This is a genomic window from Paenibacillus antarcticus, assembly GCF_001637225.1.
GTDB classification, from domain to species: domain Bacteria; phylum Bacillota; class Bacilli; order Paenibacillales; family Paenibacillaceae; genus Paenibacillus_AQ; species Paenibacillus_AQ antarcticus.
On sequence record NZ_LVJI01000007.1, the window covers coordinates 210,350 to 236,935 of the forward strand.

Here is a 26,586-nt window from a genome sequence, read left to right on the forward strand (position 1 = left end):
GTATAATAGCATTGATGCTCCTGAGAGTGAACCATATAATGGAGATTTGTGATTTCATTTTACATGCTAATATATACGCTTCGAGGCAATACAATAAAGTTTGCGCAGTTACGATCAATGCTCTACTTAATAGAATAGGAATCATTTGATGATGTTATAGGCGGAGACTTTGACTTTGTAGAACATAGAGAACATACTCTACAAAATAAAAGCCGCAACGCTTGGAGTTACTCTACTCCTTTAGCGATGCGGCTTCTATTTTATTGTGAATAATTATGGTGTAGGAACCCAAGGTTTCTCGCCATTCTCAACTTTCTCAAAACCATGGTCGAGGGATGCCTCTAGAATATTCCCATAAGCCCACAATTGTGCTGGGACATCAACCCATTTCATTTCTGCCCCGAATAAAGGGCCTCTGCCAAGAAGCTTATTAATGATGGTAACCGCTTCTGCGCGGGTAAGACTTTGATTCGGACGGAATGTACCATCCTCATAACCTTCAATAATTCCTTTTGCCTTTACTTGCGAGATCGACAACTCCGCCCAGTGGTTGGTGATATCCGAGAAATCCCCACCACCGCTAACCACGTTATTCGTGTTTAGATTGAATGCGATATTTGCCATTTCTGCACGGCTAATCGTTTGCTCCGGCTTAAAACTTCCATTCGGATACCCTTTCATGATTCCCATACGTGTGACTTGATCGATAGATCCTTTTGCCCAATGAGATGCCTTAACATCCATATAGGATAAGGAATGTTGCTGCTCTTCTTTATCAAATACACGTGTGATTATCGCTGCCATTTCAGCACGGGTGATCTTCAGGTTTGGACCAAAGGTACCATTTGGATATCCTTTGATATAGGCTTTGTGCTGCGATCCCTGCATCTGAACAATCGTAAACGTACTGAATTTGTTGACGGTAAAACGAATACCAAGCTTACCAGATGCATCGTAGGCAATCACTTCACCTTTTACCAGTTCCCGCTCCCCATCACTATGTTCAATGAATATCCCCAAATTGTTGAGGTTCTCTTTGCTAAGTTTGACTTCACCCAACGGTAGAACCAGTGTGACTTTCTGGCTCTGCAAATTGGTCTCAATCGTCATCGGGCGTCCAATCACGTTGATGTTATTATTTCCAGCCTTCTCACGTACAATTTTCTCTGTCTTTGCCCGTTGTTCCACTTCTTTACGCTCAGCCTCTGCTTTGATCGGTATGAGTCGGAAGTATACATCGTCTTTAAGTCCTTCCATTGAACTATTCGGAATGATAATACGCACATTGTTTGTATTAATCTCCAGACTCACTTTACCTTCCTTTAAAGTCTTTATTGATGACAAAGGAACGGTAACATTTAATTCCGCGACCTCATCCTTGGGATCGGGAATTACAATTTTTGCAGCATCAGATCCAGCTTCCACGAGTTGCTTGATCGCCTTGCTTGCCTGTTCAGGCGTTAAATTTACTGCGTCCTTCTTGCGTCCATCCGGCATTGTCGTGCGCTGAATAACAGCTTTCGCAACTACATCTCCACTGCTCTTTGCACCATTCTCGACGTCTACCGTAATAATTTCTACTGATGGTGTTGGTGGTGTTGGACTTATGTTAGCTCCTGAACCATCTCCACTTGAAGGCCTGTATGGTGTTACTTCATTGGAGGCGGACGATTCTTGACCATCTCCGACAGCATTTACTGCTTTAACTTTAAATGTGTACGTAGTACCATTTGTCAAACCTGTAACTTGAATGGTTGTACCTGTCCCTATTGCCGTAATATTACCTGGATTTGAATGTACAACATATCCTGTAATCGGACTTCCCCCATGATCAGAAGGTGCTGTAAATCTTACTGTAGCCTCTCCATTGCCTGCTGTAGCTTTTATGCCTGTCGGTACGCCAGGAACAGTCATAGGTGTTGCACTAATCTGACCAGATTCACCAATAACAACCTCGTTATTATCCAATGCCTTAACCTCAAAATTGTAGGTTATTCCATTTGTAAGTCCGGTTACATCATAGGTATTCACGCTACCGCTTACAGTATCTATAAATGAATTATCTTTGTATACACTATAGGTAACTGTTTCAGGTACATTGTTCCAGCTTAAGTTCACATGAGCGTCTCCCGGTATTAAAGAAAGATCTACTGATCCCGGCTTATTTACTGTCAAAGTTGCAACGCTGCTGGTTATACTGTCTACCTGGTTTAATACCTCTACAGTATAACTTCCTGCATCGGCCGCTTGCGCCTTGCTTATGGTCAGCATTGGCGCGGTTGCTTCGGAAATATCAATTCCATCCTTCTTCCACTGGTAGGTAAGTGGTGAAGTTCCTTCTGCTACTATCATGAAGCTAGCAGTCTGTCCCTCGATTACCGTCTGGTTCTGTGGCTGAGTTGTGATTGTTGGCCCTACTGCTGCCTCATTCACCGTCAGGGTTGCTACATTTGATGTTGCAGTTGCAGTACCTGCACCCTTTGTATTCGTTACCACAATTCTGTATTTGCTTCCAGTGTCAGCTATGACAAGTGCCTCTGTGGTATAGCTTGCATTGGTCTTTCCATCAAGATCATTCCAGCTAACTCCGTTATCCGTGGACTCCTGCCACTGGTATGTGAGTGTACCGTTGTCTGAAGCGGTAGCTTGTACTGTAAAGGTTGCTGTTTCTCCCTCTGTTACCGTTTCGTCCTCTGGCTGTGGTTCGATAACCGGTGTCGCAGCTGCTCCAGGGTCAGTCACCAACACGCCCCCCGGACCAGATATTTTAAATTTAACATGTCCGGTTTCGCCGTTACTATAGCTGGTCATTATAACATAGTAGTCTGTTCCAGCCGTCAGACTTTGGTCTGGTATTCTTGAATCTTCATAGTCGGAATCGTCATTGGCCGCTATAGCATTTACTAGTGGTTGTACTGGATCAAAACTTCCCTGATAAATCAGCATAAATGTATCAAGGCCCCCGTCATCTATTACTTCAATGGTATATTCACCTGTAACGCTTGGCACAAATTTTTTGATAAAATAATTTCTTTCCTCATCGCCAGGGAAAAGTTGATCCCCCGAATAGACGTCATCATAATCACTACCTTCAACCCCGTTATCCGCAGGAGTCAAAGGTCTAATGAACATTTGCTCGGTAGTCAAGTCTCCTTCGAAATTTGTTTCGACGATTGAAGAGTCTAACCACTCAGCATAGAGTGTCATATTTGAATCTACTGAAGTTCCAAAGTCCCATGGCTCGTTATTTATTCCACCGTCTCTTACATAATCAGGTTCAAATACAGATATATACCAACCCACGAAATTATAACCCTCTTTTGTCGGTGGGGTTGGTACAGTAAGAGTAGCTCCAGATTCAACCGTTTGACTAGGTACTGGACTTCCTCCTTGTGAGTCGAAAACGACTTCATAGAGGTCCTCCCCTATGTCTTCTGCATAATTTTTATAAGGCCCTACTGTAACATCTCCCAATTGACCAAAACCGTTTGCCCCCCAGCTTACAATTTCACCGTCTTTTATCGCTAATGTATGGCTATCAATCCAAGTTCCGCCTGCAGCTATTGTTGTAGCACCTGTAAAGTAAGACATATCCTTATTTCTTACTTTTACCGGCACACTCGCGTTCATATCACTTTTATTACCTAGCTGTCCAAAGCGATTAAGTCCCCACGTCCATACATCTCCTATAGAATCTATAGCCACAACGTGGGCATATCCTGCAGCGATGTCGGTCACTCCTGAAAGACCTACCACTTGTACAGGAACATCTGAATCCTCTTCAGTACCATCGCCCAATCGGCCGCTATAATTATCACCCCATGTCCAAGCTATACCATCTGTAGCTAACGCAACGGAAAAATCATTCCCTCCAGTTGCTACTTTAGCTTTCAAATCGCTGCCATCGGCTTTTGTAACCTTCGTTGGTAACAGCTTTTCTACAGTGGTGCCATCGCGCCCCCATGTCCAAAGAGTATCATCTCCCATTATGGCCAAGGTTTGATTATCTCCTGCAGAGATAAATTTTGCCGTAAAAGGACTACCCCCATTCAATACTTGTACGGGGCCAGCACTGTAGTTAAGCATAGGATGGGTGATTCCTTCCAGCTCAACACCCAGAGAACCATAATAATCGTCCCCCCATACCCAGACCGTATTATCTGTTTTGATGGCTATTGTATGATGAGCACCTGCTGCTATATTCTGCACATCAGATATGCCACTTATCTTCGCAGGCGATAACACAGGAGCTGAAGTTTCACCCGTTCCTAGCTGTCCCTTGCTATTAACCCCCCATGTCCATACATGACCACTTTCGTCCAAGGCCACCGTATGTTGTGCCCCTCCAGCTACCTTCACTATTGTGACAGGAGATCCACCTTCTGTTATTTCAATCTTCACAGGTACATTACTTTGTGTCTGGGTACCATTGCCCAATTGTCCCTCTTCATTATTACCCCAAGTCCATACGTTCCCAGCAGAATCCAAGGCTACGGTATGATATCCTCCTGAATCAATCTGGGTATACGTATTAGTTTCGTTTGCGTAGGCTTTTTCAACACTTAAATTCCAGCCTGGTATTAGTCCTAAAAACATAGAAATAACCATCAATAAAACAGGTGATTTCTTAAAAATAATTTTATTATACATAATTCACCATCCATTTTTTTTTTAGAATCACTTCAAAAGCCTTGTTTCAGTTCTATAGCTTACATTGGTAATTCACTTGTTACGGACTACAGATATTCCGCTCATCTATCATATAAAACTGTTCTCACAAAATTCTCACAAAAACTCGAATATTGCCGATTATCAGCATTTTTTGATAAAGGAAGGTAGTCGCTTCAACACTACACAGCCGGAGCAGCATCGCAAACCTAAATAAAAGAGCGCCAGTGGATAATCTATTTTAAAAAATAGATTATCCACTGGCGCTCAATCGTTCTACAAATTACTTATGATCAATCATATAAATAAGGTACACGAGATTTCCCTGCACTTGATAAGTCATTCCTAACGTGTAGAGTCCCTTATCTTCATTCGAGAGGTCTATTGTAAACGTATCAGGATTCTCCGCCCAAGCACTTACATCAATCACGATATCTTTCATCGTTTTATTATTTCTAACGCCTACTAAATTAGGTATTACTTTGTTCCCATCTAACCCTTTAACCAGATTTTCCACTTTAGCGATAGGTCCTTGTACATATCCTACTTCAACCATTTGAGGATCAGCCATCAAGTTGTCTAGTTTCGTTAAACCTTGCAGAGGAGAGAAGTCAGTGATTTCATTCCCCGTAATATCGAGCGTCACTAAGTTTTTCGCATGCTGTAACCCTTCAAGGGATCTAGCTCTTCTTGTTTCACTTGTTAACGTCGTCAATTGATACATATCACCAAGCGTGAGATCCCCCGTTACTCCTAACGTTTTCTTAATGGAGGCATTTAAATACTTATCTTGTACAGTAATGACTTGGCTTAAGTCTATCTTGACCAAACCTTCTGTTGCTGACTTTAATGCTTCATTCGCTGCATCTATTTCACTTTGAGTAACGGCTGGATTAACCAGGGCTTCTTCCGCTCTTGTTATGCTAGCTTTTAGCGCTGTAATACTCTCAGAAGTATATCCATCAAGATCAATTGCTTTCGCATTGTCAATCGCTTGTGTAAGATCTGCTGTGAACAGTCTATCTGCATTGGCAAAATGTAATTTCGCATCGCCCCATGTCGCATGGTCAGATCCATTTCCATTTCCACCGTCTGTCACAACTAATCTCAGTTCTTTCGCTCCGTTAATATCCACTTCAATGAATTTCTGTGGATCTCTTGAATTCATGATGCCAGTATCGAATTTCTTCTCACCATCGACGAAGACTTCGAAGCTTACAGAACCAATAGAACCGAACATTTGTCGATCTACCCCAACAAATGAAGTGAAGTAATCAACATTCTTGTCGCTCAAGTCATACACAATTGTGGAGTTAGAATGTGCCCCAATTCCTCTTGCATAGGCGACTTCCTGATTGTTAGCATCCGTTAATCTTAGCGTCTTAGCACTAATCGAGATGTCTTTCAACGGAGCTGTGTAACTATTCTGAGTAGAATTCCAATCATAATCGGTTAAATATTTAGAGTCTTCCATGTTCACAACAGCGATTGTTCTTGTCTTTGTGATTATATTCCCATCACTATCGGTAACGGTATACGTAATTAGATATTCTCCAGCTCTGTTGAAGTTAACGCGATCTTCTCCAGTAACCTCTACTTTAGAAGTGACATCGCCATCTTCTGCATCTATGGCTGAATAAGCTTCTTGTACCGTTATAGCTTGTCCTACTTTAGTGGATACAGATTTAGGTATTGTGAGTTCTGGTGCATTGTTCAAGATGATGAACTTCGCATCTGCAAAATCGCCATGATCTGAAGCATTTCCGTTGCCTGCGTTATCGACAATTAGTTGTAATTGTTGAACACCTTTAACCGGTATGCGAGCAATTTTAGCCTCAGTCCCATATTTCATCAGTCCACTGTTATATACTTCTTTCCCGTCAGCTACCAATTTAAAGATCACGCTCGAGTTGGTCTGCTCTGGTATATTCCGATCAACACCTACGAGTGTTTCAAAATATTCATAGTTCGTATTCGCAAGATTATATACAATCTCAGAGTTGGCATGTGTTCCGATTCCTTTGGCGAACTCTTTCGTTGCACCATTTACGAGTAACTTAATCGTACTGTTGGTGCTAGCTTTGTCTTTTCTAACTACACCATAATCTGTTCTTGCTAATTCCCAGTTCACATCACTCAAGAATTTACTCGCACTATACACTACGATTTCTCTCGTCTTCGTCGTTGTATTGTCATCCCGGTCTGTAACGGTTAACTCTACACTGTACGTACCTGTCTTATGGGTAGTGAAACCGTTCGTTTTGACTTGAACTTGGCCGATTAAGTTACCATCTTCGGTATCAACCGCCACCACATCTTTCAGAATATCAAATTCGCTATTTAACATTACGAATGTGGTTTCTCCCGGTATCGTAATCGTAGGTTTACTTGAATTGTTCGTAAACTTAGCATCTGCCCATACGGTGTGATCTGATCCATTACCGTTATCCTTAGCATCTGTTGTAACAAGCTTAATTTCTCTTGCGCCTGTCACAGGTATCTTCACAAATTCATGTTCCGTTCCTGATCCGAACACTTCGCTGTTCAACAACTTCTCTCCGTCTACAAATACTTCAAAGGTTGCTGAGGATGCTTGTCCCTTCACTGCTTGATCGATACCGATATAACTTTCAAAGAAGTCATACCCTTTACCTTCAATGTCATATACAACTTCAGAGTTAGCATGTACGCCGACCCCTTTTGCATAGGTTGCAGTAAGACCTTGTCTAACAAGCGTAATCGTTCCACCGGCAGGTGACTTGTCTTTCTTGAAATCACCGTAGCCGACACTTACAGATTTGGCATTCAAATCTGAAATATACGCATACTCGCTCGTTACCGTAACGTTTGCCGTTTTAGATTCTGTTACCCCTTGATTCGTAATCTTATAACCAATGTTATAGCTTCCTTTTTGCGTTACATCCACATTATTCGCTGTGATCACGACTTCACTCGTAATATCATTTCCTTGATAGTTAATCGCCTTGACATAACTCATAGGATCGAACGTTTGATTAAGCTTTAATGTGACATGATCTTCAATGGATAAAGTCGGTTTGAATGCTTTAACCTCAACTGGCTTCAGCGTATTCAATTTCTTATCGTAACCAACGATCTTATACGTATAATTAATCGTTGTATCTACATTTTTGTCTACGAATTGATTATTACCAGTAAATCCTACCAGTATGTCATTTCGATAAATTTCATAACCTAAGAAATCCTTCTTATAGGCTTTATCCATACTGAAATTCAGCGTGTTCGATTTAGCAGTCGCATTTGAATTGACACTTACTTTAATGGAAGCATTCTTATCTTCTATTCCTGTTCCATTATAGTTAATGACCGTATTATTTAAATACCAAAACTTTTGGGGAGCTGGATACTTACTTACCTTTGCTTTGGTCTCAGGATTCACTGTGAATCCATGTCTAGCAAAGTAACTACTTAGATCCAGACCTAGCACTTCAGAAGAGAATTCAACCAGATACTGCTGCTTCGAATTATCGCCATTTGGTAGGGATACCTTCCGATCTCGGTAGATCCTGGTTAGTTCTGTCCAGTATCCCGGATGTGCCATCTCCAACTGCCAATAGGCTCCGAGTTGTGCAAATAGCCCCTGTTGATTCATAACAACTTTATTTTCCTCAATAACATATTTATAAATTTCTTCGTAGGGTATGCGGTCATCTATCGACTCAGCAGCGACAGACATCAACATGGACACCATGTTATTGGTTACTTCCCCATATTCTCGTTCCCCCATCGCTAGACGATGCCCTATTTCATGATTCAATCCCCAACCTGGATAAACCTCATTGAAATTACTTAACATCGTCCCGACGGTGCCGCCTTGAATCCCAGTATGATCACCCGCTGCATACATAGCGCCATAAGGTTGCATCAATCTAATATTCTCACGAATTAGCTTAGCATCATGAATGTCACTGCTGCCATCTAGACCATAGAAATCAAAGATTGTTTTCATCCAAGAATCATAGCCCGTTACGGTATCCATAGGGTTATTTCCTTGCGTAATGAACTTGTTATAAGCTTCCGTAGCCGTTCCTGTAAAAATAACATGCTCACTAACCACTTCTACGACATCGATCAATTCTCGATCTAACACATTCGGGTGTGCTGCTTTATCTTCATCTAATCGTTGTTTATATGTTGTTAAGAAAGCTTTGAATTGATCCGGATTCGTATCCTTCGTCATGAAAGGTATTCTCTCTAAGCCTTCGAATCGAATCGTAGGTGCCTTCCCTTGCTCTTCAGCCGTGTAGGGATTGACGATATAGACGGTTCCACCTTTGGTTACATCAAACGCATAATATGAATTCTTCTCAAATTCAGGTACAGTGATCGTATTTTTACCTGGTCGTAATTGTACGCCTCTTGCCCAGTTGTTCCAAGGCCCCTCTTGTTGCGAGATGACTAAAGAAGGTAATTTACCATTAGCATCTGCATCCACATAGACGTTAATTTGATCCCCTGGCATAGCAACCAATCCCGTAGGCTGATTGTTCGTACCAAATCCAATTCTCAAATTCTGCGAAGCATGCTTCTTCATATCTCCACGTTGCTCTGCCTTAATAATCGTACCTTCCATTTGCACTTCACCATTCACGATTCCCTTAGCTAATTCCAATTGATCTTTAAGAATCGGATATAACGGGTGTACCTTAGCTGCTTCTTCTAGCGTATTTATTGAAGCTATACTATTGTACTCAGGAACTACTGCACTCATCGTTCCATCCGTAAAAATACCCATTACCTTATCACTAACTGGATCTTCTTTATAAAATCTAAATTCCGCTGCGAACGGTCGATTAATATTCGCTTGGGTGAACTTGAATTTCACTCTCTTAAACTTCGTTGGCTCGAACTTGAATTCTAAGAAATCATTCGTACTTGTCGCAGTGCCGCTAGATACAAGTTGGAACGTGTCTCCCTTACTCGTTACAGATGCATAGATTTCGAAAGCTTCTGGGAATCCTTTTCTATTATCTCTAGCTAGAAATGCAACTCTATCTAACACTTCAGGATTTGCTAATTCAAACACCACTTCATTCGTAAAGTTAGCATCATTATTTCTATTCGTCTCCCAATGTGTATTCGCTTGATCGTCTAGCATATATTCTGGCTTCGTACCCGGGTAGCTTCCACCGTTTGCTGTTACTTTGGATACATTTGAATTAGGCATACGATAGGCTTCACTATAAGCCGCTTCATATTCTGTGCCATACCCTTTTAATTTAGAAACCTTTGCTGTTGCTGACTCAATTTGATGTTTATCTAGAAGTATTTTTGCATTCTCAATATCTGCTTGAAACTGAGCGTATAGTGGATGTGACTTCACTTCATTTTCTAAAGCTACTAATTTGTCTAAGGTATTAAACTCCGCACTCACTTGACTATATGTATCATCGGTAAATAGACGTTTCATTTGATCTGACACAGCATCTTCTTTATAGAAAGAAAACTCTGCTGCACTTGCCCAATCTTGATCGGCCTTTTTGTATACAAATTTGATTCGTTTAAATGCTGTGGTTGCAAATTGGATTTCAACAACATCTCCTGTTGAGCCTTTGTATTCACCAGAGGATACTAACGTGAAATTGTCTCCTGCTTCGGTAGTCGAGCTATAAATATCGAATTCCTTTGCAAATCCTTTTCCTTTGGCACCTACTTGTCTAGCTGCGTACACGATTCTATCTAATTCTGTCGATTCATTCAAAAGAATAACGATCTCATTGCTGAATGTTGATGTATTCGGTTTGCCTGTTTCCCAGTGCGTATTCACATCTCCGTCTATCGCCTTACCAATTGGAGATCCGGAATAGTTACCGCCATTGTTCGTTATTGATTTAATGTTTGCATTATTCATTTTAAATACTTCATTATATGTACTTAGAACCTCTTTACCGTAAAGGTCAAACGGAACAACGGATGCATCACTTGCTGTACTTACGCGGCTTTCTAGCACCGTATTCACTACATTCGTCTTTTGAATTTCACTTGCTAGAGCATAACCTGCCTCACTTGAAAAGCTGACCAACATAGCTGCAGATGTTGCAATCGCAATCATTTTCTTCATATTGCCTACCCCCGATGAATTATTATTATGACCGATAATCTAAAAATTCCATAAAAAAAACTACCCCTAAGAGTAGCTTGATTGTTCATAAGTTCGTATAAAAATTCAGACACCATTTTTATTAAACCTTAAGAAACAAAAAGCATGAAATACTCTTTGGCAGCTGGCTGACATAGTCATGAACCTTAGTCCCTTTAGCTTTGCGTCCCTATATTTCTATAGGTTTGCCTTATTACATTACAAAGAGTATCATGCATTACATTTCATTACATGAATAATTGGGATCATATCTACGTAGGTACTCAAACTTACTTTTTGATTTGTCTGATGGATGATCTCCATTACCTAGCACCTATATACAAAAACAAGATAACCAAGTTCTCTTAATCTATGACTAGATCGGTTAATACTTTAGAACTGGGTTTTATTGAATTATTGATCTTCTTTAATCTCTGATTGTAAACCTAATTGTCTGCACATCTCATTCATTCGGCGAATATCCCGTCTTGCCTCAATCCGAGATAACCCAAGGCGATTGGCTGTCTCCACAGCCCAGCGAAGAAGATACACTAATGTATCTGCCTGTGACTCCTTAGACGCATAATCTAACAGTACAAGCGTGTCTTCTGTGTATCCAGCGCGTACATACCCCCAGTAGGAGCCGTCACTACCCTGTATCGTAAATAGATCGCGATCCTCTTTCATGCCAAATTCCTGAAGAGGTGTCTCCAAATGTTCAAGCCATTCGCTCTCGGAAGTGAATTGCATCGTATACTGTGGAATGTTCCATTCTACCGTCTGGCTTGCAAGCTCGGACAACATTTGATCATCTTTCACCGGAACCCAATTCTCTACAGGATGCTCTAACTCCACAGGAACCTTCACCGTAAGCTTCCAAGACCTGTAACCCACTTCTATTCCAATAGAATCTAATATCTCAGGTATACCTACAGCTCTTAGTCCTTTTTCCTTTGCTATTCGAATAAGCTCCCTTAATGCCTCAGGCGTTCCCTTCGCAATATCATTACTATGCATCACGATAATTGCCCCTTTATCAAGCTTCGGTTCGACTTTTGCTATTATGCCTTCTGCAGAACGACCGTCCCAATCGCAAGAATCGAAACCTTCAATATCAAGATACCCCCACTCTTCTAGCCAATCCAAATTGTCCTGTTCAAACGAAAAATAAGGAAAGCGCATAATACTTGGGCAGGGAAGTCCCGTTGCATCCTGGTAAGCCAATTCAGTTAATTGTAACTCCTCTATAAATACGGATTTTGGCACCTGTGCCATCCGACGATGATGATATGTATGAGGGGCAAGCACATGACCGCGGGAAAGGATTTCTCTCGCTTTATCAGGATACCGATTCATCCACTCTCCAGTGAAGAAAAAAGTACCTACTACATCTTCCTCCTCAAGAATATCAAGCCATAATTCAAGTGGAAGTTGAGCAGGCCCGTCATCAAATGTGAAAGCACAGATTGCTTGATTAACATTACCTTGGAAAATCGCTTCAGCTGACATAATCCTGCCTCTTTTCTATCGTGTGATTGACCGCATTATACACCAGAACGGCTCGTTATTCTAATGTTGTTCTCACTTAAAAACGAGCTTGTCCCCATGCCGTTAACGTGGCAGCACTGGAATGTGTCACGTTAGCGAACAGTTGTCTGATTGGCCCTGCAAGAGAGATACCCGAGAAGCCAGAGCCCTCAAGACCCTAATTACGGTGCGTCAGTAGCTTGACCAGGATTAATATAATTACGGACATACCGCCTACCAACGCAGTTTCATCATCGTACTGGATCACCTGTAATCCGACCCTGTGTTGAAATTCAACTCATCCTCTAGACGAGATACGCTGTGCCGAAAACGTTATCCACATGTGTATAACTCTTTTTATTATTATCTGCTTGTTTTATCCCCAACTTCAAGACAGCTACTGTCTGCTCTGATATTTACAACTTTCTGGTCACAACATATATTAGCGCTATGATTCCCGTAAGGATCATTACATTTATTATTTGTTTCCTAGTACTTATCGTTCCTGATGAATGCCGTTTCTTATTTCTTATACCTAGATTAGATTTATCCCCTCCAGAAGGGTACGCTGATTGCTTATATGACTGATGTTCTTCTGATATAATGATATACCGCCCGCCCTTCCTCCTTGTGCATCTGCTGAAAAAAAGCCCCTTATCAAAGAGACTTTTCATTCAAATCTATGATGTGTGTCACGCGATTTCTACCATTTTCTTTGGAGGCATAAAGTGCTAGGTCTGCTTGTTTAAGTATGGTTGTATCGGAATCCTGAGGAGTAACCGTAGCTACACCGATACTCACCGTTATGTTAATCTTCTCCCACGCAACATTCGCTATGGCACGCCGTAAATTCTCGGCCTTTACCTTTGACTCATGTACATCCATGTCAGGCAAGATCATCACAAACTCTTCCCCACCAAACCTAGCAACAACATCCTTATGAAGAGAATGAGATATTAAGATATCCGCTAATTTCTCTAATACTTCATCGCCTGTCTGATGTCCCCATGTGTCATTCACTTTTTTGAAATAGTCTATATCTAAGATACAAATAGAAAATGGCTCTTGAGTACTCCCATAGCGGATAATTTGTTCTTCTAACTTTTCTTGAACAAACCTTCGGTTCTTTAATCCCGTGAGCTTATCTGTATAAGATAGTTCTACTAAAACAGCATTGATGTCCATCAATTCTTGTTGCTTCTGTTCAATCTCCATATGAATCTGCTTCAACTTCACAAGAGCCTGATCTTTCTCCCAGTAGGCATTTTCCATTTGCTTCTTAGCGGATCGGAGCTCAAGTTCATAATCAATGCGTTTGCCCATCTGCACCAATACACAATCAATAATCTCTACGCCTTCCATCTCATACCGTCTCCCATTTAGGATATAAGGAATTGACTCTCCTTGACGATCTTTCAATCTCAAATACAACTCTTCTACATGTCCATCCAAATTGATAAAAGGATAAAAGTATGAATGGAAAATGAGTTTATTTGCCGTAGACATGATAGATTCAATATGCTTATGCACCAAATCCTCTTGTGCATATCCCATCATATCAAGGAATGTTTGATTCACTTCCGTAACGATTCCCTCATGTGTGATGGAGATATACCCACATGGCGCATATTTTAACCGTTCATCCATTATCTAATATCCTTTCAACGCTACATGATCTGGATAACTTTATGCGAGGTATTCATTAATGAGAGAAATGGTTTCCTCAGGATGGCTAATATGAGGATAATGACCTTTGGCTTCCATTAATCGGAACGTACTATCTTTCAAGTGACTATGTAAATATTCGCCAACCACTATCGGAACGATACTATCATCTGAGCATTGCATAATGAGTGTAGGAACCGTGGATTTCAACAATGCTTCACGATGATCCGATAGAAATGTCACTTCTGCAAATTCTCTTGCTACTACAGGATTGGTGGAAATAAAACTACGTTCCAATTGTTCCGTTAGATCGGGATGATCGGGATGATTCATCGCAAGTGGCGCCATAAAGCTAGCCCAACCTGTGAAATTCATTTCCATCATATCGAGTAGTTCTATAATATCACTTTTCTCGAAACCACCGACATAATCACCATCATTTAAATAACGCGGAGACGGGCCAACCATAATTAATTTATCGAAATAATCAGGCCGCTCAATGGATGCTAGCATCCCTATCATAGAACTAACGGAATGACCTACAAATATAACATTGTTGAGATTAAGCGTCTCAATGATATCCAATACATCCTGCACATAGCCACTAAATTGACTATACTTTTCTGTCGTATATGCACTTAAATCTGAGTTACCTGAACCCACATAATCAAATAGAATGATCCGAAATTCTTTCTCGAAAGAAGGGGTGATATATTGCCACATACTCTGATCACACCCGAAGCCATGCGCGAAAATAATAGTGCGGTCTCCTTCACCAATCACTTTTACATTATTGCGTGCCATTATATCATTCATCTCATATAACTCCTTTTATGAATAGGTATTCTCTCTATTCTGAAGGGAGGCCATGGAAATATCAAGTTAATGATTAGTGAATCATCCATTACTTGTTTATCTTAACTTTTACCCGTATCCATATATTCTAATATATCTCCCGGTTGGCAATCTAACGCCTTACATATGGCCTCTAAGGTGTTTAATCTTATCGCTTTGGCTTTCCCGTTCTTGAGGATCGATAGGTTAGCCATCGTAATCCCAACTTTTTCAGCGAGCTCCGTTACTGACATTTTTCTTTTAGCCAACATTACATCAATATTTATCCTTATCGCCATATCTCATCACACCCTATATCGTTAAATCATTCTCATTTTTAATATCAATAACCTTCATAAGTAGCGCTCTAAGTACTTCTGCAAAAACAGCGATAACACATGCAGCAAATATAATGATGATCCCAGTTAAGAATAACGCAGGCGGAAGCGCATTTTCTACATTAAGATAAATAGTTCCTATCATAAAAAGAATAATGACACATATCGCAGATATTGTGATTACCCTTAATGCACCACATGCCTGTTCGTTAAAAGCATCCTCTTTCTTAATAAGTCTTATGAGTCGGAATGTCTGATAGATACCCATGTAAAATGGCATACATGCTAGATAAATCCCCAGAAGAATCGGGTACTGTAAATAAGCAACTTCAGGAAAGTTCTCTGCACTCATGGCAGCCATCCTAGGTAACCCAAATATAGCTACCGCTAAGGTAATTATGCAAATGATAACAAGTGCCGCTTCTAAAATATAGATTAACCTTTTATTCATGATAACACCTCCATATATTCACATTTTATATTAGCACTTATTTATTGTTTTGCAACACTAATTTATCGTTATACAATAAATTATAACCCTTAAAAATATTATTATAAGATATAAAAATATCCCCACTTCAATTAGAAGCTAGGACTGTTCACGCTATGTAATGTTAGGCTTATATTGAATAGATCTAACTAAACTTTCCAGCGATCTTCCACACTGTAGACTGATGGTCTTCGAAATTTCCACTGATTTCAAGATTGGCCTTTGTCGCAGCTACAATAAAAAAACTCCGCTAGATCTTCCTCTAGCAGAGTTTTATGATAAATGAATTAGAATGCAGAAGTCCAACCAGCATCTGCTGATATGACTGTTCCATTTACAAAACTGGAATCATCAGAAGCTAGAAATAGAGCAACTTGGGCGATTTCTTCAGGTGTACCTACGCGAGGGATCACACCTTGTGCCAATCTAGTACGACTGCTACCGAATTCACTAATGTTCTTCATAGAAGCTCCAATATTTGTTGCGGTAGCACCCGGTGCAATGGCATTGCAACGAATCCCTTTGTTAGCATACATAAAACCAGTGTTTTTCGTCAGTCCTACAACAGCATGTTTAGATGCAGTATACGCAGCACCAGCATGAGCACCGTTCAATCCGCCTGTAGAAGCCGTATTAACAATAACACCTTTTCCTTTTTCTAAGAAGATAGGTAGTGCTTTACGTGTAGAACGCATCACACTTTTCGTATTTATATCAAATATTAAATCCCACTTCTCATCTGTAATTTCACCTGCCGGTTCAAAACTATCCATAATACCCGCATTATTCACTAAAATATCTAACGTACCATATTCGCTAACAGCTGTATCAATCATGTTCTCGATATCTTCTAATTTTGCAACATTTACTTGTATTGCTTTGGCTACGCCACCATTACTAATAATCCCTGCTACAACTTGTTCTGCACCCTCTAAGTTAAGATCAGCAACAATGACTTTCGCGCCCTCTTTAGCATATAATTCTGCAATCGATTTCCCCATACCTGAAGCTGCGCCGGTAACAACGGCAACTCTGTCTTGAAGTTTCATGTGAATATCTCCTTTATGCTTGTAGTTGGGTGTAAGCATTATCCTATTATTCTCTGAAAACCTTTTAAAATTTGTACTAACTCAGTTTAATCCTCTATAATTTAAGTATCAATAAGCAAATGAGACGCTAAATGTTGATGAATATACATTAACTTATACTTCTGTTCAAATAGGATTGTAAAATAGACATTCAGGCGGTGTTCTGTTGATAAATAACAATCGAAGAATTAGAAAATCAAGAAAAGAATTAAAAGACGCATTGATCGAGCTTATGGAACAAAAAGATTTCAAAAAAATTACGATAACAGATATTGTTACTGGTGCAGATTTAAACCGTGGCACATTCTATAAACACTATCAATCAAAAGAAGAACTTCTGAATGAACTCATGGATGACATTATGGAAGATTTGATTACATCTTTTAAAGAGCCTTATCTTCATACAGATACATTTATTATTGGTGAGCTTACAACTTCGACTATAAGAATTTTTGATCAAGTTGCTACCTACGCTAAGTTTTATACAATCATTGTAAACTCTAATGTTTTACCTGGATTTCAAAATAAGCTTTGTTCCATATTAAAACAACTAGTCCAACATCATTTAGAAGCGCTCGTTAACCATAATAAGCGCATAAATCCTGATTTGTTCGCCAGCTACAATGCCTATGCCCTCTTCGGATTAATCATTGAATGGGTACAGAGTGGGTTCAAATATACGTCTACACATATGGCAGAACAATTGATCGAAATTTTGTCTTATAATTCAAATAACGCCACAATAAATACTTCCCACAAACCTAATTCTATCGTCCTGACTTAGGTGTAGGCTCTGGCTTGCCAAATAAGTACCCCTGAAAAAGTTGATAGCCACTTTGTTTTAACCATTCAAAGTCTTCTTTCGTTTCGACTCCTTCTGCTAATGGAATGGACTCTATCTGAAGCGATTTTTCCAGAAAATCTTTAGCGACTTTCTGTTTATTGGGGTCACTAGAAACCCCTTGAACATACTTCATATCCAATTTCATATAATGAGGCTTAAGCTCTAATAACACCTCGATGGTACTGAACCCTTCCCCAACATCATCTAAAGCATACTTAAACCCCTTCTCTTTGTAATACGTTAAAATACTCTTCAAATGATCAAGATCGTCTACTTTCTCCGTCTCTACGACTTCAAAAACAAATAGAGAAGGATCAACACCTAACTGTTTGGCTAATTCAGCTGTTGTTCTCAAGCAGAACTCGGGAGAGTAGATAGATGTTGGGATAAAATTAATAAATGTTTTTTTATTTAATGGTGCTGCAGATCTTACGGCTGTCATCCTGCACAATTTGTCCAATGCATATAATCGACCACGATTCCTTGCCGCAGTAAAGATATCATTTGGATAGATGATTGTCCCATCTTCTTTTTTAAATCTAGATAGAATCTCATACGCATAAATCTCTTCATTTGAATTGACGATCGGTTGAAAGTGGCACGTAATGAGCTCCTTCGTGATGACTTCATCAATCCATTCCATTTCAAGAACTGTACCCATTTCCGATAGTGGTCTCCATTCTTGATCCTGGACACGAAATTTAACACCTTCAGTGTTCATATGGTCATAGCAGAAGTCTAGAAAATCCCTTGCTCCTGATTCTTTTATGGTACATATATTTTCTGTTACATTATGTAATGTTCCGCTTCTATTGAAGTGATGAATCACTTCCGGTAAAATACGTCGATTATGCTCGCCCTCAACCCTAATTTCAAAATTAAGTTCTCTTATTATGCAGTTATTACACCCCACCACATATACCTCCTCGTATAATTGATCTAGTATAACGTTGTTCTAGACTCGTTCATTAATGGATCACTACTTTATTAAACATTTATCTCCCTGTTCGTGTCCATAGTAAATATGAGCGACGGTGGATTAGAACGAACTTTACTTCGTGGTACAACGGTTGCCTATACAGCATAAAAACAGGCTCAAAACATTGGGAAAACACATGTTTTAAGCCTGTTATTTTTCTATATTTTCTTGACGTTATTTATTATTCTCTAAGTTTAGCCTTCAATTACTTTGACTTTCCTCCTTCAGGTCTGGTTCTTCCGCCTCCACCACCTGGTCCTTGATTCGTTTGGGCTGTCGTTACTCCTGATTCATTCAACCAAGTTACGCTACTTGAGATATCAAACGCAACCACCTTCGTCCCGCCTACATATTCTCCATCTGCATAAATACCATTCGTTTCACTGCCATTTGATGTTCCTCCTGAATACAGCGTATAAGAACCCGTCTCTTTCAGATCTGGCGAACTCATCACGACAGATTGATAATTCTTGGATGGTGCAAAGGTTAAGATCGTGTTACCTTCACTATCTTCCAAATGTATGATAGTTCCTGCCTGCTGTGTCTCTGTGAACGTCATGCTGATCGAATGCTGGCTAGATGTGTCAGACGGTGCTTGAGTCATTCCCGAACTTCCTGCGGCTACCAGAGTTCCACCGCTCTGTTCAAAGCTACCATCGAAATCTAATGCACCATTCCCGCTATTGGTGGGACCATTCACACTTACCGTGCCGCCTGTCATCACGATTGATCCGTTCGAGTCAAGCCCATCACCTGCTGCATCAACCGTTAGCGTTCCTCCACTAATCGTTAGCATGTTCGTAGCGGACTCGCTGAATTGATCTTGGGGGGCGCCTTCTACAGTAGCCTCGTCATTACCTCCTGCTACATTAACTCCGTCATCGGAAGCGACAACATGAGACTCACCGCCGGAAATCGCAATGTTGGCTCCTTCGATCCCTTCATAACTCTTCGTGATATCAATAGTTCCACCTGCTATGGATAACAAGGCATCCGCATGAATACCATCGTCACCCGTCTTGATCGTAAACTTACCATCTGTTATAGAAACATTGCTGTTACTGTGTACTGCATCGTCCGCTGCATCAATGTCAAAGATTCCGTTGTTAACGGTAATATATCCTCCAGCCTTCAACCCTTTTGTGCTTGCTGTTTCGGATTCTATCGTTGTCGTTGTTGTTGATGTTTCTGTCTTTGTAGGTGGTGATGGTGGTGATGTTTCTGTCGTAAGCGCTGCTTGATCGCCAGATTCCGCATTTCGATCACCTCTCATGCCCATGCCCATCCCCTTGCCTTCACCTTGACCTCGATCGCCAGTCTTCACTTCACCATTCTCACTTCCTCCACCCGTAACCATGGTATAAGTCCCACCATCAATGACTAAAGAGGTTTCAGCCTGAATCCCATCATTACTCGTCTTAATATCAAACGTTCCTGCCGCAATAGCAATAAACCCTTTAGTAGCATCTTCGTCGTTGGTTGATTTGATGCCATCGCCTTCAGCAGTGATACTGATATTACCGTCTTGAACGGCAACCAAATCTTTACCCACAATTCCGTCATCTTTAGCATGAATTTCAGTCGTACCGCTCATGATTTTAAGATCGTCTTTACTTGTGATACCGTCATTATAGTTGGCGGTAACAGACAGCTTACCGGTGCCATTAATCGTCAAATCGGCTTTACTGAAGATCGTCGAACTAGGTTCATCTGTAGAATCTGCCCCATACACATAGGTTGCTCCATCCGATACAGCGTTCTCCGTCCCTTCCTGTAGCGTAATGACTACCTTGCCCGCTTCTTTAATGTAGATCGCAGCACTGTCGCTGTCCTTAATATTCACACCGTTCAGAACTAACCGTACGGTTTCCTTATCTTCATTATTCACTATAATCTGTCCATCACTCAGCGTCCCGCTAAGGACATAGGTTCCCGCGTCTGTAATCGTCACTGCGCCGTCTGTTGCTTCAGCTCCGGAGCCGCTAACCGTTGCGCTTGTTCCGCTAAGTTCGACCATTGTCGAGTTTTCCTTGCTCCAATCTGTAACAGCATCTTCTTCATCAAATGTCACCAGATCAGAAAGCTTTACACTAGCTAATTGTACATTAGTAGCCGTTGCGCTCTCACTCTGTGCAGTCTCAACAGCAGACGTTTCACCAGTATTCGCGCTGCAAGCCGACATAACCGCAGCACACAACAGCACCAGTCCTACTTTACTTCCCGTTGTCATCTTCTTCATATCTCATCCATCCTTTCAGTCATTTTAATAGTCATTGGCAGTGGGACTCATCGTTAACGATAGGTCCAGATTCCCGTTCCGGGTGCGAATCGCATCCAGGAATGCCTTCTGGTTCACCGCTTCATCCAGCGTAACAGCGTAGACCAATTCATATAAACTACCAAGCTCAGTCGTTCTAATCTTTTTAAGCTCGTATTCAACATCATATTTATTGAAGACTTCCTCGAAAGCTTCCTCATATCCCAGATTCTCCGGAATGGTCACTTTTAATGTTTTTTGCGATGTGGTTCTTACCCCAAAGTTAGTACGGTTAAGGATAAACATAAGTACACACAGAATGATGGTGAACATTACCGCATAGCCGAAGGAACCAACTCCACAGGCAAGTCCCGCTGCCATAGTGAACAGTACAAACGTGATATCTTTCGGATCACCCGGTGCGCTTCTAAACCGAATAATCGAGAACGCTCCGGCAAGACTGAAGGCTCTAGCAACATTGCTCCCGATGAGCAAAATAATGATCCCTACAATGACTGGCAACAATACCATCGTGAGTGTGAAGCTTTGTGAATATCCTCCCGGATTCGTCTTCATATAGGTGTAACTAATGATTCCTCCAAGTGCGATGGCTATGAAAATAGTTATAATAGCGTTAATAAACGTTAATTCAGTACTCGTGCTTACGGAAAATAATGAATCAAGCATAAAGGGTACTCTCCTGTTCTGTTTTACTGTTCTTCAGCATTTTTTTGTATTCGTTGCCGTACTTGGAGAAGCTTGTACGATACATTTGATGTTCTGAGAGCATCTTCGCCAACCAGACCGGAATTGTTTTCTCAGCCTTCACTTCCATAAGCCATTGACCCGATTCCAGCAGGGGTTCACCATGTGTGCCGTGTTCCATTTTAAGATCGTACCGCCGACTTCTAATGTTGGTATCAAACGTGATTCTCAAATCGCGATTCTTTTTACAGAACATCGCTTTTCGGTCATAAGACAGGTACACCTTGGGCTGCAACTCATACCGTGTTAAAAAGTATTTGATCTCTTCAATCACCTGTTGATTCATGTAATCCTTGAATTCCGGCTCCGTTCCTGTGGCTACAAAATCATATGCCTCATTTAACTTCAGTGACGTTCTTCTTTTATTGACCAAGCCGAATACCTTCTTCTTGATTTCCAAGTACACCTTCGTATCTTGATTGGGAACACCATAAGCTCTTAAACGAAGCTTCTCTTTGTACTTCGGCTTCGCAAGGCTGTTACGGATCAAAGTATTATGCGCAGTGTCATAATATAAGTTGGTTATGGAATAGAACTCATGCTGCTTGTTGAAATCATCCAGTTCCATATATTCAAGCAATTGATTGTAGAATTTGTAATATGCCTCACTATCTAGCAAGTATTTGTTCTCATAGCGGTTGAACACCTCGATAGCCATATCGGTTCATATCCTTTCTCTATTAGCATTGTCTCGCTTGCTTATGAATGTATCTTAGTCCCCAAACCTTTAATGAATCTTAAATGCTTTTACAAATCTCGAGCATTATTATTACATTCCCTTAATCGTTCTTAAGAAGATGCTGTTATTAAGGTTGGTTAAAGGTAATCTTGATATAATGACATAAGTAGTAAGCACACAATTTATGCAGAGGATGGCATACCTATGAGAATATTAATTGTAGAAGACGAGCTTCATCTTGCCGAAGCCTTAACCCAAATATTAAAGAAACATCATTATTCTGTGGACGCTGTCCATGATGGCAGATCGGGTCTGGATTATGCGCTGAGCGGAATATATGATTTACTGCTACTCGACATTATGTTGCCTGAAATGGATGGGGTCAGCGTGCTCAAGACGCTGCGTAAGAAAGGGATAGCTACTCCCGTTATTCTTCTTACCGCTAAGGGTGAGATCACAGATATGGTGTCTGGGCTAGATCATGGAGCCGATGACTATATCGCCAAACCATTTTCCTCGGAGTTATTATTGGCGAGAATAAGAGCTGCACTAAGGCGTAAAGGTGAGGTTATACCGGATGATGCGCTGAAGTTCGGGGATATTGAACTGAACACGGGTAATCTAAAGCTCACCGTGGGCGGAAAAGAGATCAAGCTGAACTTAAAGGAAAGTGAATTATTGGAGCTTCTTATATTGAGGAACCAAGCCGTAACCTCCAAAGAACAAATAATCGAGAAATTATGGGGCTTCGATTCGGAGGCTGAGCACAACAATGTGGAAGTGTACGTTTCTTTTCTGAGAAAAAAACTTACCTTCTTGAATTCGACAGTACGCATTAGCACGATCAGAAATGTAGGCTACGTACTGGAGGCGACGACTTAATGTTCACAAAGCTCAGGAATCGGTTTCTTATTGTTAACTTAGTAACCATCTCTATTATGATGCTTGTCGCCTTCATCTCTATCTACGTCATTACCTACCGAAATGTCCAAAATGATATCCAAATGGATCTGCATAGAATAACAGAGTCCTACCAGAAATCTCCCGATAAGTTCGGTAGGCCACGCTCTAATACTAATGAGGTTACCTCCTCGTTACTGCCCGACGTCATGAAGTCAAAGGACAATCCGAATGGTCCATGGGAGAGGTCTGTTTCATTCATGTTGCAAACAGATAAAGCGTGGAACCTTACAAGAAACACATCTCAATTCGATATGGACGAAGCGTTCTATGATTCTGCATTACAGGAAGCCATAGCAATCAACAAAAATTCCGGAAGGTTCAATCTCGATGGGAGCCACTGGGTCTTTCAGGAACAACCAACGAGTGAAGGGCATATGTTCGTATTTCTAGATATTACAGCTCAGGAAAATATACTTACCAATCTAATCTATACCTTCTCTGTGGTTGGATTAGTGATGTTAATTATTTTGTTCTTCGCAAGCCGGTACTTTGCTAATCGTTCAATCACACCGGTCAAGGAAGCCTTTGATAAACAGAAACAATTTATTGCTGATGCTTCCCATGAACTGAAGACTCCGTTGACCATTATTAATACCAACGCCGATGTTCTCCTATCTAACAGTGATGATACCATTCACAATCAATCGAAGTGGCTACACTATATCAAATCGGAAACAGAAAGAATGACAAGACTGACCAATGACCTGTTATTCCTGACCCAGATGGATGATTCCAGATCCAGCATGGTCTTTTCAAAGTTCAACTTGAGCGAGGCAGCTGAGAATATCATTCTAACGATGGAGGCCGTTATATTCGAGAAACATGTATCGCTTGAGTATGACATCGAATCTGACTTGACTGTGTATGGCAACAGTGAGCAGATCAAACAAGTGATCATGATCCTCCTAGACAATGCCGTAAAATACACGAGTCCTAAGGGATCAGTCACGCTATCTCTGAAGAAGCAGCATAACGAGGTTGTTCTATCGCTCACCAATACCGGTGAAGGCATTGCAGCAGAACATCTAGCAAGAATCTTTGACCGGTTCTACCGTACCGACGCTTCCCGGGTTCGCAAGCAAGGTGGTTATGGCCTGGGATTGGCAATTGCCAAATCCATCGTTGAGCAACACAAAGGCAAAATTCACGCCAAGAGCACGGTCGGTGAATCCACAACGTTTTATGTGCACCTTTCTTGACTACAGCTGAATCATAAAAGGCCCATGCTACAAGAATTTATTCGGGCAACAGAGGGGTTTGAAGTCATCATGGCGAAGCAGCCCTTAATACTTATCGTCGAAGATGAGGCTCGGATGAGGGAATTGGTTGCAGATTATTTTTGGAGGAAGAAGATAAATTATATGGCTATGAGTTGGGAGCGACGATTATGTCACGAAGCCATTTAGCCCCAAAACTGACCCTAGGCTTAATGGGCACTATCTATAATTGATATGCAAATAAGAGAAACCCTCTTCACTAAGAAGAGGGTTTCTCTTATTTTGTATTCTCAACATATTTGACAGATAGAGCAGTGCTAATATTAAGGCTGAACCGGAATGGTTAGCTCCAGATCATCCAGATATGTTTTGTCACCTGCAATCCCATTGCTTGCTCCAACGATACTCCAATCAGAGGTGTTCACGGTAAAGGTATACGGTTTAATCGTAATGAATTTAGGCGTCGCCGCGAATGCTTGATACAGCTCATTTACATGGTACTCGGTCTCAGGCGCGCTATTAAATAATCCAACTCTATCCTGATTAATTTCATTCCCTTGGTCATCCACGATATCATAGTAAACCATCGTTGCACTATAGTCGCCGGTCTGCTCAGGTGTCTTGGGAACATCACCCGTGCTATCCAGAATCAGTCTAGTGGATGCCGGCGTTATCTCCAATTGCTTCACCGTATAACTAAACTTCCCGTCCGTTTCGGTTGCATTCGGCTTCAATACAAGCATATTATTTTCAATTTTCACCGGAATCTTGAATTCGAATGGCTCTTCAATTTGTGTCACTTTGGCTTGAATGGTCAACTCGAATTCATCAGGAAGAGAAAATCCATTCGATATTTCAGCTTTAATGGTATTCTCTTTGTATGGTATATCCCCAAACCCTCCCGATGTATATTTGATTTCCTTACCATTAGCCAGTAGTGTCGGCGTCTGAATATATCCTTTGACCTTGCCCTTATCCTGATCTTGATGTGATCCAAATGTCGAAGGCAATTCGACACCCTCACGCTCCACTTCAAATTTTAGAACGGTCCCGTCATACAGTAGATCAGTCACTTTCAATGTTACGCCGTCATGCGTCACGCTCAGGTTAGGACTGGTAGCGATTCCTTGATCAATCGCTGTCTGCAATCTCTCATCACTGATTCCCGAGAAGACACTGCCAATCACCGGAATTTGTTTCAAAGCATCCGCCATCGCAGGGGATACGAACCCCGTGCCGATCACACCTACGCCTAGTACTGCTGCAGCCGATACGGTAACTAATGTTTTTCTCACAAAATTCGATCTCGATTTATTCATGGTTTGATCTCCTATCTTACTCATAATTTGATGACTCATACTTGCTCTTGGCATTTCCGAATTCCGAATCCATTGCTCGATCATGTCCATTTCTTTTGACTCAGTTTGATTTGGCAAATGTACCATGTACGATCCCTCCCTTATTACGCTTGTAATCCATAAGCTTACGGCGAAGCCGTTCGTATTTCTTGCGAATTGTCGCTGGCTTTATACCCATAATGTCTCCGATTTCGTCAAAGCTGTACTGTTCAACTGCTTTGAGCAGCAAAATATGCCGTTCTTCTGGAGTCAGATAGGTCAACAGTTCCTCAATAACAGACTCTTGGGGTGTAGGTGTAATTTCGATTTTGGGGTGCTGCTCCTTGAACTGATGAATCAGCTCGAACCAGCGACCCTGCCTTTTTTTTATGTTCATCATGTGGTGATAGGCCATCTTATAAAGCCAAGCGGAGAAGGTCGCCTGCCTACTGTATCGATGAAGATTCTCGTATGCTCGGATAAAAATCTCCTGGACAGCATCTTCGGTTTCTTCATGATTTTTCAAAATATAGTAGCAGTAGGTGTACATTTGCCGTTCAAACTGATGAATAATCATTTCATACGCCTGCTTGTCTCCTATTTTGACACGAACAATGATCGCTTCTATCTCACTTTCTTTCTCTTCCACTTCCCCGGGGATGGTTGGCTTCACATACTCACCTCCTTTGATTCTTTGCCTATATAACAATCGGAACCTACCGTTTTGTGACATGAGTTATTCTAATAGAACAAAAGTCCAATTTCTTAGCATCATTTTATATCCCATATCCTTTTCTTCCGTGATGAATATCCACCA

The 26,586-nt window shown here is 41.0% G+C and carries 18 protein-coding genes and 1 riboswitch; of the genes, 4 read left to right on the plus strand and 14 right to left on the minus strand.

Features of this window, described 5'->3' with window-relative positions; all coding sequences use genetic code 11:
* Positions 1–273 precede the first annotated feature (273 nt).
* The 8 genes from PBAT_RS06665 to PBAT_RS06700 form a co-directional block, all read right to left on the minus strand.
* Positions 274–4,650 carry an RCC1 domain-containing protein gene (locus PBAT_RS06665; RefSeq protein ID WP_068647791.1) on the minus strand — a complete coding sequence of 1,459 codons (4,377 nt, stop codon included), beginning with the start codon at positions 4,648–4,650 and terminating at the stop codon, positions 274–276.
* Positions 4,651–4,951: 301 nt separating this feature from the next.
* Complete coding sequence (locus PBAT_RS06670; RefSeq protein ID WP_068647793.1) at positions 4,952–10,768, minus strand: NPCBM/NEW2 domain-containing protein; 5,817 nt, start codon at positions 10,766–10,768, stop codon at positions 4,952–4,954.
* A gap of 155 nt (positions 10,769–10,923) precedes the next feature.
* Positions 10,924–11,007, minus strand: a riboswitch (cyclic di-GMP riboswitch).
* Between the two features lie 193 nt (positions 11,008–11,200).
* Positions 11,201–12,295: a polysaccharide deacetylase family protein gene (locus tag PBAT_RS06675; RefSeq protein ID WP_068647795.1), complete on the minus strand. Its 1,095-nt coding sequence runs from the start codon at positions 12,293–12,295 to the stop codon at positions 11,201–11,203.
* A gap of 675 nt (positions 12,296–12,970) precedes the next feature.
* Positions 12,971–13,960: a sensor domain-containing diguanylate cyclase gene (locus tag PBAT_RS06680; protein WP_068647797.1), complete on the minus strand. Its 990-nt coding sequence runs from the start codon at positions 13,958–13,960 to the stop codon at positions 12,971–12,973.
* 39 nt (positions 13,961–13,999) lie between these two features.
* Positions 14,000–14,794 (minus strand): alpha/beta fold hydrolase, encoded by a 795-nt coding sequence (locus PBAT_RS06685; protein WP_068647799.1) that lies wholly within the window; start codon positions 14,792–14,794, stop codon positions 14,000–14,002.
* A 101-nt stretch (positions 14,795–14,895) separates the two neighbouring features.
* Positions 14,896–15,111, minus strand: a complete 216-nt coding sequence (locus tag PBAT_RS06690; protein ID WP_068647801.1) for a helix-turn-helix domain-containing protein — start codon at positions 15,109–15,111, stop codon at positions 14,896–14,898.
* Between the two features lie 13 nt (positions 15,112–15,124).
* A complete protein-coding gene (locus tag PBAT_RS06695) occupies positions 15,125–15,601 on the minus strand; it encodes a DUF2975 domain-containing protein (protein WP_068647803.1) in 477 nt (158 codons plus the stop codon).
* Positions 15,602–15,927: 326 nt separating this feature from the next.
* Entirely contained in the window at positions 15,928–16,689 is a 762-nt protein-coding gene (locus tag PBAT_RS06700; RefSeq protein WP_068647805.1) for an SDR family oxidoreductase, read from the minus strand.
* A gap of 205 nt (positions 16,690–16,894) precedes the next feature.
* On the opposite strand from PBAT_RS06700, the gene PBAT_RS06705 reads away from it, so the two are divergent.
* A complete protein-coding gene (locus PBAT_RS06705) occupies positions 16,895–17,512 on the plus strand; it encodes a TetR/AcrR family transcriptional regulator (protein WP_068647807.1) in 618 nt (205 codons plus the stop codon).
* Here the strand turns inward: PBAT_RS06705 and PBAT_RS06710 are convergent.
* From PBAT_RS06710 to PBAT_RS06725, 4 genes are all read right to left on the minus strand, one after another.
* Positions 17,496–18,485, minus strand: coding sequence for an EAL domain-containing protein (locus PBAT_RS06710; protein WP_068647808.1), 990 nt, complete (start codon positions 18,483–18,485; stop codon positions 17,496–17,498). The genes PBAT_RS06705 and PBAT_RS06710 overlap by 17 nt on opposite strands.
* Before the next feature lie 271 nt (positions 18,486–18,756).
* Positions 18,757–20,790, minus strand: a complete 2,034-nt coding sequence (locus tag PBAT_RS06715; protein WP_068647810.1) for a carbohydrate-binding domain-containing protein — start codon at positions 20,788–20,790, stop codon at positions 18,757–18,759.
* Positions 20,791–20,814: 24 nt separating this feature from the next.
* Positions 20,815–21,495 carry a DUF4956 domain-containing protein gene (locus PBAT_RS06720; RefSeq protein WP_068647812.1) on the minus strand — a complete coding sequence of 227 codons (681 nt, stop codon included), beginning with the start codon at positions 21,493–21,495 and terminating at the stop codon, positions 20,815–20,817.
* Positions 21,488–22,231 (minus strand): polyphosphate polymerase domain-containing protein, encoded by a 744-nt coding sequence (locus PBAT_RS06725; RefSeq protein WP_068647814.1) that lies wholly within the window; start codon positions 22,229–22,231, stop codon positions 21,488–21,490. The genes PBAT_RS06720 and PBAT_RS06725 overlap by 8 nt, the downstream gene beginning before the upstream one ends.
* Before the next feature lie 225 nt (positions 22,232–22,456).
* On the opposite strand from PBAT_RS06725, the gene PBAT_RS06730 reads away from it, so the two are divergent.
* Genes PBAT_RS06730 through PBAT_RS25170 form a run of 3 tightly spaced genes read left to right on the plus strand, consistent with a single transcriptional unit; the run spans position 22,457 to position 24,621 of the window.
* A complete protein-coding gene (locus PBAT_RS06730) occupies positions 22,457–23,134 on the plus strand; it encodes a response regulator transcription factor (protein WP_068647816.1) in 678 nt (225 codons plus the stop codon).
* A complete protein-coding gene (locus PBAT_RS06735; protein ID WP_068647818.1) occupies positions 23,134–24,414 on the plus strand; it encodes a sensor histidine kinase in 1,281 nt (426 codons plus the stop codon). The genes PBAT_RS06730 and PBAT_RS06735 overlap by 1 nt, the downstream gene beginning before the upstream one ends.
* 24 nt (positions 24,415–24,438) lie before the next feature.
* Positions 24,439–24,621: a hypothetical protein gene (locus tag PBAT_RS25170; protein ID WP_149466269.1), complete on the plus strand. Its 183-nt coding sequence runs from the start codon at positions 24,439–24,441 to the stop codon at positions 24,619–24,621.
* A gap of 134 nt (positions 24,622–24,755) precedes the next feature.
* Here PBAT_RS25170 and PBAT_RS06740 read toward each other — a convergent pair whose 3' ends face one another.
* Both PBAT_RS06740 and PBAT_RS06745 read right to left on the minus strand, forming a co-directional pair.
* Positions 24,756–25,877 carry a DUF4179 domain-containing protein gene (locus tag PBAT_RS06740; protein WP_068647820.1) on the minus strand — a complete coding sequence of 374 codons (1,122 nt, stop codon included), beginning with the start codon at positions 25,875–25,877 and terminating at the stop codon, positions 24,756–24,758.
* Positions 25,852–26,442, minus strand: coding sequence for an RNA polymerase sigma factor (locus PBAT_RS06745; RefSeq protein WP_068647822.1), 591 nt, complete (start codon positions 26,440–26,442; stop codon positions 25,852–25,854). The genes PBAT_RS06740 and PBAT_RS06745 overlap by 26 nt, the downstream gene beginning before the upstream one ends.
* Positions 26,443–26,586: the final 144 nt, after the last annotated feature.

Excerpts from the sequence above, each read along its gene's own strand:
- PBAT_RS06675 (WP_068647795.1), bottom strand. The coding sequence starts at position 12,295 with ATGTCAGCTGAAGCGATTTTCCAAGGTAATGTTAATCAAGCAATCTGT.
- PBAT_RS06695 (WP_068647803.1), bottom strand. The coding sequence starts at position 15,601 with ATGAATAAAAGGTTAATCTATATTTTAGAAGCGGCACTTGTTATCATT.
- PBAT_RS06740 (WP_068647820.1), bottom strand. The coding sequence starts at position 25,877 with ATGGTACATTTGCCAAATCAAACTGAGTCAAAAGAAATGGACATGATC.
- PBAT_RS06735 (WP_068647818.1), top strand. The coding sequence starts at position 23,134 with ATGTTCACAAAGCTCAGGAATCGGTTTCTTATTGTTAACTTAGTAACC.
- PBAT_RS06670 (WP_068647793.1), bottom strand. The coding sequence starts at position 10,768 with ATGAAGAAAATGATTGCGATTGCAACATCTGCAGCTATGTTGGTCAGC.
- PBAT_RS06685 (WP_068647799.1), bottom strand. The coding sequence starts at position 14,794 with ATGAATGATATAATGGCACGCAATAATGTAAAAGTGATTGGTGAAGGA.
- PBAT_RS06700 (WP_068647805.1), bottom strand. The coding sequence starts at position 16,689 with ATGAAACTTCAAGACAGAGTTGCCGTTGTTACCGGCGCAGCTTCAGGT.
- PBAT_RS06715 (WP_068647810.1), bottom strand. The coding sequence starts at position 20,790 with ATGAAGAAGATGACAACGGGAAGTAAAGTAGGACTGGTGCTGTTGTGT.
- PBAT_RS06730 (WP_068647816.1), top strand. The coding sequence starts at position 22,457 with ATGAGAATATTAATTGTAGAAGACGAGCTTCATCTTGCCGAAGCCTTA.
- PBAT_RS06725 (WP_068647814.1), bottom strand. The coding sequence starts at position 22,231 with ATGGCTATCGAGGTGTTCAACCGCTATGAGAACAAATACTTGCTAGAT.
- PBAT_RS06720 (WP_068647812.1), bottom strand. The coding sequence starts at position 21,495 with ATGCTTGATTCATTATTTTCCGTAAGCACGAGTACTGAATTAACGTTT.
- PBAT_RS06665 (WP_068647791.1), bottom strand. The coding sequence starts at position 4,650 with ATGTATAATAAAATTATTTTTAAGAAATCACCTGTTTTATTGATGGTT.
- PBAT_RS06680 (WP_068647797.1), bottom strand. The coding sequence starts at position 13,960 with ATGGATGAACGGTTAAAATATGCGCCATGTGGGTATATCTCCATCACA.
- PBAT_RS06690 (WP_068647801.1), bottom strand. The coding sequence starts at position 15,111 with ATGGCGATAAGGATAAATATTGATGTAATGTTGGCTAAAAGAAAAATG.
- PBAT_RS25170 (WP_149466269.1), top strand. The coding sequence starts at position 24,439 with ATGCTACAAGAATTTATTCGGGCAACAGAGGGGTTTGAAGTCATCATG.